This is a genomic window from Vibrio sp. 10N.286.48.C11, assembly GCF_041469805.1.
GTDB lineage: Bacteria > Pseudomonadota > Gammaproteobacteria > Enterobacterales > Vibrionaceae > Vibrio > Vibrio crassostreae_C.
In genome coordinates this window covers 18718-30052 of record NZ_JBFRLK010000066.1, presented here as the reverse complement: position 1 = coordinate 30052, position 11335 = coordinate 18718, and the positions used below count along the sequence as shown (strand labels likewise).

At 43.5% G+C, this 11335-nt stretch carries 12 protein-coding genes and 1 riboswitch; of the genes, 8 read left to right on the top strand and 4 right to left on the bottom strand.

Annotated elements, in window-relative coordinates; translation table 11 throughout:
• Nucleotides 1-314 precede the first annotated feature (314 nt).
• Nucleotides 315-839 carry a DUF3087 family protein gene (locus AB4209_RS16775; protein ID WP_102449294.1) on the bottom strand — a complete coding sequence of 175 codons (525 nt, stop codon included), beginning with the start codon at nt 837-839 and terminating at the stop codon, nt 315-317.
• Nucleotides 840-1096: 257 nt separating this feature from the next.
• Between AB4209_RS16775 and trmY the strand changes: the two genes are divergently transcribed.
• On the top strand, nt 1097-1696 hold the full coding sequence (gene trmY, locus AB4209_RS16770) for a tRNA (pseudouridine(54)-N(1))-methyltransferase TrmY (RefSeq protein ID WP_004733046.1): 600 nt from the start codon (nt 1097-1099) through the stop codon (nt 1694-1696).
• 119 nt (nt 1697-1815) lie between these two features.
• Here trmY and AB4209_RS16765 read toward each other — a convergent pair whose 3' ends face one another.
• A complete protein-coding gene (locus AB4209_RS16765) occupies nt 1816-2916 on the bottom strand; it encodes a permease (protein WP_017070391.1) in 1101 nt (366 codons plus the stop codon).
• A gap of 233 nt (nt 2917-3149) precedes the next feature.
• Here AB4209_RS16765 and AB4209_RS16760 point away from each other — a divergent pair, with 233 nt between their 5' ends.
• Together AB4209_RS16760 and sigZ are read left to right on the top strand one after the other, a co-directional pair.
• Nucleotides 3150-3446 carry a helix-turn-helix transcriptional regulator gene (locus AB4209_RS16760; protein WP_004733042.1) on the top strand — a complete coding sequence of 99 codons (297 nt, stop codon included), beginning with the start codon at nt 3150-3152 and terminating at the stop codon, nt 3444-3446.
• Nucleotides 3430-4014 (top strand): RNA polymerase sigma factor SigZ, encoded by a 585-nt coding sequence (sigZ, locus tag AB4209_RS16755; RefSeq protein ID WP_229648219.1) that lies wholly within the window; start codon nt 3430-3432, stop codon nt 4012-4014. The genes AB4209_RS16760 and sigZ overlap by 17 nt, the downstream gene beginning before the upstream one ends.
• Before the next feature lie 120 nt (nt 4015-4134).
• On the opposite strand, the gene AB4209_RS16750 is transcribed toward sigZ, so the two are convergent.
• Nucleotides 4135-4749, bottom strand: coding sequence for a YitT family protein (locus AB4209_RS16750; protein ID WP_017065874.1), 615 nt, complete (start codon nt 4747-4749; stop codon nt 4135-4137).
• A 591-nt stretch (nt 4750-5340) separates the two neighbouring features.
• Between AB4209_RS16750 and AB4209_RS16745 the strand changes: the two genes are divergently transcribed.
• The 3 genes from AB4209_RS16745 to AB4209_RS16735 all read left to right on the top strand — a co-directional run bounded on the left by AB4209_RS16745 (nt 5341) and on the right by AB4209_RS16735 (nt 7943).
• Nucleotides 5341-6552, top strand: coding sequence for an MFS transporter (locus AB4209_RS16745; RefSeq protein WP_017061697.1), 1212 nt, complete (start codon nt 5341-5343; stop codon nt 6550-6552).
• A gap of 224 nt (nt 6553-6776) precedes the next feature.
• The gene (locus AB4209_RS16740) at nt 6777-7502 is read left to right on the top strand and encodes a sulfite exporter TauE/SafE family protein (protein ID WP_170963358.1); all 726 of its coding nucleotides are present in this window, start codon (nt 6777-6779) and stop codon (nt 7500-7502) included.
• Nucleotides 7503-7580: 78 nt separating this feature from the next.
• Nucleotides 7581-7943, top strand: a complete 363-nt coding sequence (locus tag AB4209_RS16735) for an MmcQ/YjbR family DNA-binding protein (RefSeq protein ID WP_017061695.1) — start codon at nt 7581-7583, stop codon at nt 7941-7943.
• Nucleotides 7944-7996: 53 nt separating this feature from the next.
• Here the strand turns inward: AB4209_RS16735 and AB4209_RS16730 are convergent, their stop codons facing one another.
• The gene (locus AB4209_RS16730; protein ID WP_102429225.1) at nt 7997-8743 is read right to left on the bottom strand and encodes a phosphatase PAP2 family protein; all 747 of its coding nucleotides are present in this window, start codon (nt 8741-8743) and stop codon (nt 7997-7999) included.
• Nucleotides 8744-9116: 373 nt separating this feature from the next.
• Nucleotides 9117-9267: riboswitch (FMN riboswitch) on the top strand.
• 185 nt (nt 9268-9452) lie between these two features.
• Here AB4209_RS16730 and ribB point away from each other — a divergent pair.
• On the top strand, nt 9453-10109 hold the full coding sequence (gene ribB, locus AB4209_RS16725; protein ID WP_017054827.1) for a 3,4-dihydroxy-2-butanone-4-phosphate synthase: 657 nt from the start codon (nt 9453-9455) through the stop codon (nt 10107-10109).
• Between the two features lie 338 nt (nt 10110-10447).
• Nucleotides 10448-11296, top strand: coding sequence for a hypothetical protein (locus AB4209_RS16720; RefSeq protein WP_017061692.1), 849 nt, complete (start codon nt 10448-10450; stop codon nt 11294-11296).
• Nucleotides 11297-11335 lie beyond the last annotated feature (39 nt).

Here is an 11335-nt window from a genome sequence, read left to right as displayed (position 1 = left end):
TTAAATTGTTAAAGAGCTTTGCTTATCGAAACTTTCTTTTTACAAAGAAACCCTTGAAAGCGGACGTGAATTCTAGCGATTTAATCTTAAGTGTCAAACACTTTTTAAAATTAATTTCTTTCGAACTTTCCGTCTTACTGATTACCGCTGAAGCCTTGTGGCATCTGCCGTGTCAGTGAGGCGGCATTATAGAGATCATCGAAAACATGGCAACCCCTATTTTAATAAAAATTCAAAAAAGTTGCTTAAGCGGCTACTTTTACGTCAAAACCCTCTTTCACAGGTTAAAGCTCATACAATCAAGAGCATATAACTTAGAATTGTGCGACTAGATCTTTCGAAAATGCCTCTATATCCAGTTCGATACTCCACTTTTCACTTAGCTCCACTATGTTATCTAGCGATTGCTGAACCGTTTTTATCGTCAATGTATTGTTATCTAGGTCGTATACCTGTTTTTGCGTAGTGTAATAGAAGTAAAGGATAGTTAATGCTTCTCGATCACCTTGCTCAGCTTTTGGTTGAATACGCTTGAGCTTACGATAGATTTGATTGTGAATTTGTTTAAGGTTCCACACATAAAGCGCTTCCTTAAAGTAATCATGCCCTTTCACACGGCTCGCTATAAAGGCATTCAGTGCGACTGATAAAATCACGCCAAGTACATTCAAATGGAAATTACCTGTCGCTTCCCCAGTAACGGATCCAACTGAACCAAAAAGTTCAATCAGAATGCTACCGAATACGATGGCAAACAAGGCGAGCGACCCAACCAATGAAACCAACAGTAGGTTCATCTTCTTTCTATATTCTTCTTTATTAATCTTCTGTAACTTCATCGACTACTTCCTTATGTAAGTCACCTAATAATTTGCGCATACTATCTATGTAAACCTTGGTTCGCTTCAACCTTTACCATCTTGTAATGTGGTCACTCTCTATTTAATACGTAGAGTTATTCCGATCAGTACTATACATAACTCCATTTGACTTCATTAATAGAAAAGAGTTACATACCGCCATAATTTTTAGTTATTCATCAATTCATGCTGATAAAGTCTGTTTCGCTTTATCACATACTGACAAGGTACATTCCATGCGTTCATTTGTATTACGCGCTCGCGCAGCCCCTACAGAGAGCAAACTTATCTTAGAAGGTGTTGGGCAAGACGCTCATACTGAGATTCTGGCTCATACTCTGATGAACACGATCTTCGTTGCTCAATCTCACCGTGAGAATGTCACCGTGCACCTTGTGCTAGAGAGTACTAAAGACTTTTCACGAACAATTACATTCGATTCCAACGAAATAACTAACATTGGTGGCTTTCATGAATCTGCACTGTTATCTGCGGTAGTAAGAGCGGTTGACGCTTCTCAAGGCATGACAAAAGAACAGACACGTCAGGTAGAACCGGGCATCACTGTTCGCACTATGAGCTTTGAAAAGTTGGTCAAAGAACTGGCCGAAGACCACCAGCTGTACATGATGGATAAGAAGGGTGACTTTATCCGTGATGCAGAGATTGCTGAAAACCCATGTTTCCTTCTTACTGATCACATCCCTATGCCGAAGAAAAGCTACAATAGCTTGAAGCGTTTAGGGACAGAGAAAATCAGCTTAGGTCCAAACATGCTGTTTGCTTCTCAGTGTGTTGTGTTGATCAACAATGAGCTGGACATTAGAGGGTTCTAATCTCCGAACTAATAGTCTAAGCAAAAAAAGAGCTCAACTATGTGAGCTCTTTTTTATTATCTATCTATTGGTATCAATGGTGTTTGGTATCAATAGTGTTATCTCGAAATCAGACCTGATTAACCAAAGATGAAGCTGTATAGGAAGCCTGCACCCATCGCCATGCTTAAGATAACGAATAGGAATGCTGCAATCATTTGGTTCTTGAAGATTGATTTAAGCAGGATAACTTCTGTCAAACTTGCACCCGCACTACCAATGATCAATGCCATTACTGAACCCAACGCCATGCCTTTCTGTACTAGAGCTGCACTTAGTGGGATTACCGCTTCAGCACGAATATACAGTGGAATACCAATCACGGCTGCTACTGGAATCGCATACCACATACCTTCACCAGCGTACTGTGCAATAAGGTCTGTAGGAATGAAGCCGTAGATGAATGAACCAATCGCGATACCCATCATTAGGTAAGGGAAAACTTGTTTAAAATCTTTCCAAGTTGAGAACCAAATTCTCATCCAACGGCTAGGTTCTTTCTTCTCTACGATTTCAGCTGTTGCGCTTCCATCCGCTGAACAGCATGAAACCGTTACTTGTGGCTCTTCTTTTTTAGAATCGCAGCAAGATGTCTCTTTCGCCATTACGGGTGCGGGTTCGCCACATGCACTTGTACCACATGAAGATTCTGCTTTAACCGGTGCTGCTTTCTTAGGAGCAGAGTCACCACAGCTAGTGCCACAGCTTGAAGCTGAACCTGTTGATTCATACGCTTCAGGTTTTACGTAACGCTCAAAGCCAAGCTTCTCAAGTGCGTAACCAGCCACTACAGACACCGTCATTGCTACAAGGAAGTAGAACACAGCAACTTGCCAACCGAAGGTAATCACAAACAAACCAATGATCACTGGGTTCAATAGTGGGCTACCAAATAGGAACACCATCATTGGACCGAAACCCGCTCTTGCACGCAGCAATCCTTTTAAGAAAGGAATGGTCGAACATGAACAGAAAGGTGTAATTGCACCCAGTAGTGCTGCTACTACATAACCCTTACCATTACGTGAGCTCAGGATAGATTGAATCTTTTCTGGTGTAAGGAACTCTTGAAGAATCCCAACAATGTAGCTGATCGCTAAGAAAAGGATAATTAGCTCTACTGCTAAGAAAGCGAACATATCAAGTGCGTCTTTCAGCATTGTTAACATTTCATTGCTCATAATTAACTCCAAACTGGATTGAAGGTCGGGCTCTATGAGAAAAGTAACCAACCCTTAATTTCGAATATTCTCGAATTATAGAAATAAACAGCTCCAGAACAAGCATTATTTCGATAAAAATCGAAATGATTTTCGAAAACACAGTTTTTCAATAACTTACACAGACACCGTTTTTAAATTTGAATTCGACATACATTTCGACTAACATCGAAATTAAATCTTGAGGAGTTAATATGAACTTAGAAGTCGTTGCGAAAGCACTTAAAGAGTTGGGGCACCCTATTCGCCTAACCATTTATAAGAGTGTCGTTAAAGCTGGCTACCAAGGCATTGCAGTTGGCGGCCTACAAGAAGAGCTAGGCATTCCCGGTTCTACCTTGTCTCACCACATATCAAGCTTGGCGTCTGCGGGCCTAATCAGCCAAAGACGAGAAGGAAGAACTCTATTCTGCGTGGCGGAGTATGAGTGCCTAGAAGGTGTGATTGATTTCTTACAAGACGAATGTTGCGTAAATGAACAGTGCAACTAATGCACCTTTGAAGATCGAACAAGTCTGGGCCGAGTATCAGCAAGCATTAAAGTCATTCCTGCATTCAAAGGTCAACAACTCTGCGGATGTAGACGACTTGCTCCAAGATATCTTGATTAAGACCTATCAGAACTTAGATAAGGTACAAGATGCTAGCAGTGTTAAGGCTTGGCTGTTCCAGTTAGCCAACAACACCATTATCGACTTCTACCGTAAGCATGCACGCCAACAACGTGATAGCCAAATTGATGCTGAAGATCTGTGGTTTACCGATTTAGACCACGACTCTGAATTTAAGCAGAAACTTTCATTGTGTATTGAACCTTTTATTCAGGCATTGCCAGAACAAAGTTCATCGCTACTGCTTGCGGTCGACATCAAAGGCCAAAGCCAAAAAGAGATCGCAGAAGCGCAGAACGTCAGCTATTCAACGGTTAAATCCCGCGTGCAAAAAAGCCGTGCTGATCTTAAGAACCTGTTTGAAGAGTGTTGTAACTTGTCCCTTGATCAACAAGGCAATGTGATTGATTGCGAGCTTAAGCCGAACGCCAGCTGCGGCAAGTGTTAATCGTTACATCGAATCCGTTATTTCAATAGAACAAAGCCAGCAATTAATGCTGGCTTTGTTGTTTTCATAATCTGCAAATCACTCTTTACTTAAGCAAATCTAGAGCTTGAGCGAACCGAACTATGCTGCTTCCGCTTTTACCACAGGTTGATAGCGTCCCGGTTTATGATTCATTGCTAGAATCAAGTTGGTGACTATCGCACCAAGCACAGACAGAAGAACCAATGACACATCAACAATGAACAGAGAAAGCACAACAATCGTGCAGTCTAATGCCATCTGAACCTTACCTGCTCGAATTCCAAAACGTTCTTGTAAGAACAACGCCAGAATGTTGAAGCCACCTAAGCTCATCTTGTGACGGAAAATCACCAGCATGCCGGTACCAATCAAGCCACCACCAAGTAAAGCTGCATACAATGCATGAATTTCGGCAATTTGAATCACGTGATACAAGTGATCCACGGCGAACGAAACAATCGAAACCGCGATAAACGTATTGATTGTGAAGCGCCAGCCCATACGAGCAACCGACAAAATATAGAAAGGTAAGTTAAGTGCGAAGAATACTTGGCCAAAGCTCAAATCTGTTACTTTGGTAATGAAGATCGCTAGACCAGCCGTGCCCCCGGTGAGCAAACCGACTTGGTTGAAAAAGATAACGCCGAGTGAAACCAATGCGCTACCTAAGATCAGTGCCAGTAAGTTTTCGCGAAGATTATGATCTTTATCCATGTGAATGACTCTCCCTGAATCTTTTAACATCGCGTTTCAGTAGTCTTGAAACGATTTATGCCCAAATTTACGATGTTTGACAGATAAGTCGAGTGAACGAGCAATGTTGCTTAGTGATTAGTTTGTATATTAGTTTTTACAGCTTTGTGAAACTTTAAATTAAACAGCTAGTTATAAGCCTTAATTTAGACTTTCATTCTTAATTAGATACTTGTTTCTATTAACTAACGAGCTTCAAGTTTTCTTATTTATTGAGCGCGTTTTATACCAATTCCAATCAAGCGACAATCTATGCATAAAACGCATAGACTACATCACAAATGGTCATTTGATACATACCCGACTCATCACTATGATGCGCGACTTCTTACAACATTGAGCGCATGTCAACACCGTATGTTTTCACAATCTCTTTTTGCCCAACTTGCCAGAATGACGTTATTCCTCGTCATTAGTTTGGTTATTGTGCATCACAGTCAGCCATTGATTGATCTCTTGGCTCAGCATGCCGTAAGCAGTGGTTGCCACCAGCAGTCAGGGCATGATCATTCTGGGCACGAACATCACCACCATTAATTTAAGAGTATTAGAATGAGCATTTTCCGTTTTCCTTTACTGGTATGGCTAGGGATAGGCACACTTATTATCAGTCTAGGGATCAGACAATCATTCGGCATTTTCATGATGCCAATTTCAGAGCATTTCGGCACGGGTCGAGAGTTTTTCAGCTTCTCTATTGCTCTACAAAACTTATTGTTCGGTGTGTTCCAACCTTTTGTTGGTATGGCCGCTGACAAATGGGGAGCAAGACGCATCATTATTGCTGGCGCATGTGCTTACGGTTTGGGTTTACTTCTTACCTCAATTTCTACCGAATCGAGCATGCTTTACGTTTCGTTAGGCGCACTGGTTGGTCTTGGCTTGAGTGCGACAAGTTACGTGATCGTGCTTGGCGCAGTAGCGAAAGTTGTACCAGCAGAGCACGCGGCTAAGGCGTTTGGCTTAACCACGGCTGCAGGTTCATTTGGTATGTTCGCGGTAATTCCGGGCGCACAATACATGCTGAATGAATTTGACTGGCAGAGTGCGATGCAAGTGTTTGGCGTACTGTGTTGTTTGATGATCTCTTTTGCGCTGTTCATGCGAGCGCCTAAAGCAGCCTCAAACAAACAAGCGCAAGCTGAAGAGAACCAAACACTCAAAGAAGCGTTGTCAGAAGCGTTTGCTCACAAAGGTTACTGGTTGATTCACGCGGGCTTCTTCGTGTGCGGTTTCCACGTAATGTTTATCGCAACGCACTTACCGAGCTATTTAGCAGATAAAGACCTACCCGCGAGCAGCGCTGCGATGGCACTGGCTTACGTTGGCATCTTCAACATCTTTGGGTCTTACTTCTGGGGTGTAATGGGCGACAAGTTCAGCAAACGCCACGTTATGTCTGCACTGTACTTAGTGCGTACTGTGGTTATCGGTGCGTTTGTGACTCTGCCTGTGACTGAATCAACCGCGGCTATCTTCGGTGCGGCCATTGGATTCTGTTGGTTGGGTACAGTTCCGCTAACGTCTGGCTTAGTTCGTCAGATCTTCGGTGCCCGTTACCTATCAACGTTGTACGGCTTGGTATTCTTTACTCACCAAGTGGGTAGCTTCTTAGGCGCTTGGGTGGGTGGTCGTATTTACGATTACTACGGTTCTTACGAGCCAATCTGGTGGTCAACGGTGGTGCTGGCATTTGCAGCAGCACTTATCCATTTACCAATCAATGACAAGCCCATTGAGCGACTGAAATTGGCAATGGCTTAACGTTTTATGCTGACTCCCCCACTAGCGTAAACAACAAGTCGTTCCAATAAAGCGAGTGAGTATTGAAAGGAAGCATCCTGAGATACTCACTCGCTTTTTTGTTGGTCGCGATAATAGAAACTATAACTAGCGAAACTGGCATAAAGCTCACTGAATAATAAGACTATTCTCTTGGTTTTCATTTATAGTATCCACCCGCTCCTTTAAAACTAATCCGCAGGCTTATGGAATACATGGATCAGACTGTCCTTATCGCAATGGCACTTATTTTTGTCGGCTCATTTGTGCAAACCGCAATCGGCTTTGGTTTGGCCATTGTTGCAGCTCCACTGCTGTTTTTGGTCTCTCCTGATTATGTACCTGCACCTATCTGTTTAATCGGTCTGTTTATCTCGTTATTCAACGCTTTTAAACATCGAGCAAATATCTCTATTGGCGGATTAAAAATCGCATTGCTGGGCCGTATTCCTGGGTCACTGGCAGGTGGTGCTTTGTTGGTGATGGTTTCAACGAGCGTGTTATCACTATGGTTGGGCTTATTGGTAGTATTTGCCGTGATTGTTAGCCTATTGCCCTTTAGACTCGAACCAACCCCAACTAAGATGGGTATTGCGGGGTTCTTTTCTGGGTTCTTTGGCACCAGCTCGGGTATTGGTGGTCCGCCGATGGCACTACTATTACAACACCAAGATGCCAATCAGCTTCGTGGTAACCTTTCTGCGTTTTTCGTGTTTAGTTCGATCATTTCGTTGGTTGTACAGATCCCAATTGGCTTCTTCACGCTACACCACTTGATCATCACTATACCTTTGCTGCCTGCTGCTTGGTTGGGTTACAAAGTGGCGTTAATGACGACACAAAGCATCCCTAAAGAGAAGATACGCATTGGTTCATTACTGCTATGTTCTCTCAGTGGCTTTACGGCAATCTGGCAGGGTTTAGCTGGCTAGTTATTGGCGATAAAGACAAGAAGAAGAAAGACATCTTAGAAAACCAACACAAACACCCAATAGATAAAAGGACGCTCTATGACTTACGACGAATTCAACGCATTCTGCGAGTCACTGCCTGCAACCAGTTATGTGATGCAGTGGAATAACTCGCACGTTTGGAAAGTGGGTGGCAAGGTGTTTGCGATTGGTGGTTGGGGACCGAAAGATGAGCCTGCGTTTATCTTCAAGGCGTCCGATCAGAATTTCGACTTTCTCAAAGAAGAGCCGGGCTATAAACCCGCACCCTACTTTGCTTCACGCGGTATGAAATGGATTCAGCTGTTTGAAAGCACGCCACAAAGGGATGAGGAGCTGAGATACTATCTCATTGAGTCACACCGAATTGTGTCCTTAGGTCTAACCAAAAAGAAGCAAGCAGAGCTAGGGCTCAATCAGTAGCGTTTATTACGTACTGCTAATCTGAGCCCTTCTTTTGCAGTGAGGACGGATCCCTAAGAAGTCTGTTTCAAAAATGCAGGTAAATAGCGTTCTATTTTTTGCTCTGAGATAAGCGGCACCAATAAATAGATCAAACCCGCAAAGGCAATAGATCCGGCTAAGTCCTCTGGTCGATGCATGCCAAGCCAAACACGGCTATAGGCGACACCACCAGCCCAAACCAGTAAACCGCCGACTAGATAAAAGCGTTTCGCCTCTAGGAGAAGACCACCAAAGAACGCCAAACACACACCGACGAAAATCATATGTCCAGATGGGAAAGAGTAATCCGTTTCTCCATGCCAATGACGAGTTCGCCACTCGCTGACCTTATCTTGCACAGATTCAATCGCGGCATTTTTTTCTACCAAAGGCAGCTCGTAAAACAGCTCTGGCATTTCAACGACTTCCTGCGTTACCAAATACTCAGAATAAGGACGAGGGCTCTCAGTGGAATACTTTAAGAAGGTTTTCGCTGCAAAGCTAAGCACCAACAACAAGCCGAGCTGCAGACAAAGACTGACTAACTTAGCTTTGGAAAACTTCATCGTGAGCAGGACTAAAGACAAAACAGCGAGCGTGACCAAGAACCCTTGATTACCCGCCGAGTAAGTCACGAACGTCATAAAAGCACCGTAGAAAGGCAGAACCGCGCTTCCAAGGTCGAAGTCAGATCCAAAGATCAAAAAAGGCACTAGAGAATACAAGCTTAAAACGAGCAGTAATAAGCCTTTGGATTTGTTAGAGAACAGAGAAGTCATGGCTAAGATCTTTGAGATAAAGTGCTCGGATGCTATCGCAGCTTAGCATCGCCAATATCAATTTTATGTCAAAACGGTCAGTAAGCCGTCATGGTGTAACAATAATCGATTAAAGGGCCTCTTAAGTATTGAGCTGATGAACTGTCACGCCATCACCAATAATCCAGACCATCCACTTGTGTACATATAGACATCAAAACCCACTAAACATAGCCTGCGCACCGCTATACACCACACGCCAAGGTCTGCCGATAAAGTGAACACTTACCGGATTATAAGGCCAGAATCTGAAAAACTTTGCTGTCAGTCCTTTAAATCCACTATCGAAAGGATTACCATCTGGTCTGCTTTCAAAGCAAAACAAATTATTAATTTTTATTCTCAGGGCGGGGCGAAATTCCCCACCGGCGGTATGTCCTTAGCAAAATCTAAAGATAAGCCCGCGAGCGCTCGATTCGTCGAGGTCAGCAGATCTGGTGAGATGCCAGAGCCGACGGTTATAGTCCGGATGAGAGAGAATGGAAACACACTCGTTTAAGTTGGAAAGGCGCACCTATCTATTGGGTTGATGCCTCCAACTCAGACGGGTGCATTTCGTTTTGGATAAAACCATAATGAGCTAAAGCCTCTTGTAATGAGTAGGCTTTGTCGTGCTCGGTTGAGATCCCTCATACAGCCCTGATTCTGGTGATATTTTAGGAGTTTAACCATGAATCAGTCTTCACTACTTGCCGAATTTGGCGAACCAATCACTCGCGTTGAAAACGCACTGCAAGCTCTGCGCGAAGGTCGTGGCGTACTTCTACTTGACGATGAAGATCGTGAGAACGAAGGCGACATCATCTACTCAGTAGAACACCTAACCAATGCTCAAATGGCGCTTATGATCCGCGAATGCAGTGGAATTGTGTGCCTATGTCTAACCGACGAGCAAGCAAACCAACTTGAACTTCCACCTATGGTTGTTGATAACAACAGCGCAAACCAAACTGCGTTCACCGTCACTATCGAAGCAAAAGTTGGCGTAACAACAGGTGTTTCTGCCGCTGACCGTGTAACAACGATCAAGACAGCTGCAAACCCAACAGCTAAGCCTACTGACCTTGCTCGCCCTGGCCACGTATTCCCATTACGTGCTCGTAAAGGTGGCGTACTTGCTCGCCGCGGCCACACAGAAGGTACTGTGGATCTTATGCAAATGGCTGGTCTTCAATCGGCAGGCGTACTATGTGAAGTAACCAACCCAGACGGCACAATGGCAAAAGCGCCAGAGATCGTTGCTTTCGGCAAACTTCACAACATGCCAGTACTGACCATTGAAGATATGGTTATGTACCGCACTGAGTTCGACCTTAAGCTTGCGTAACGTTTAGTGCTAAACGCTTAGCTCTTAAGCTAACGAAACTCAGAAATGAACATTGAAAGGTCTCACTCTTACTGCTTTTTCTAGTTAAAAGTATATAAAGGGTGAGGCCTTCTTCATTTCCTACACTGAAATTTAAGTTCCATCTCATCGCCCACGACTAACCTCTCAAAAAATCCTGCAAAATATGAGAAACATTCACTAGAATGGTGAAGTCATGCACCATCATTGATCATCCATAATTACAGGTAAATCATAAGTAACTGAAATATAACACTTATTTATTTTGGCACGGTGTCTGCACTACCACTAAATAGGTATACAAATATTAGGAGTTGAATATGTTTGTAGTTATTTCAGTGGGTTTATCCCTATTAGTACTTGCGGCCCTGTTTCATTTCTCAAGGAAGAGACAAACAGCGCTATCACACAGGTTTGAAACCTTAGTTCTGCTTAGAGAATTATTGTTGTTATCACGCAAACATCGCGCGGCAACGCACTATGCTCTAGCTTATAAGTTGTCTAGCGACTCGATTCGCAAAGTGAACGAGATTTACGACAACATACTTGAAGTATCTGAACTGCTTCAGTCCCATGTGTCGTTTGATAGCCGCCCTATGTATCGCATCTATCACCTCAAGCTCATCGCCATGCACAGCGACTGGCAAAACCGTAGCTTGGTGCGTAACCAATCGATTCATGGCAAAACGATACGTCACAGCATGTTCTTAATGGATGAAGTGATGATCATCTGGCTTATTCAGTCTGAGCGAGAAGACATGAGCCGTGAGTATCACATGAATTGGCAACAGATCTTAGACTGCATGGAGATCCTGACCAAGTTACGCATGTGCATACCTGATATGGAGAAGCCTGAGGAGTACGCGAGATTCAAATTCTACGCATCTCAAACACACCGCAAACTTAACCAATTATCGATTATCTGCCCTCTTAGTAGTGGGTCACCGGTTTGTACGCGAGCGATGCATGCACTCTCAGAGATCGCATCAAGTAACGAAGCGACCCAACCGGCAGATAGCATGTACGAATTAACCAGTGATATCTCTAGCGTCGTGTCGCAAGTTTACGACCAAGTATTATCCGACATTACGAGAAGCTTGTATCAGCCTTTACCAGACATCAACGAAAAGGTGATAAATACCCGATTATCCGTACACCATTACATGTAAAGACTTCGTGAGAGGAGAGCGTGCTGGAACTCTGAATTA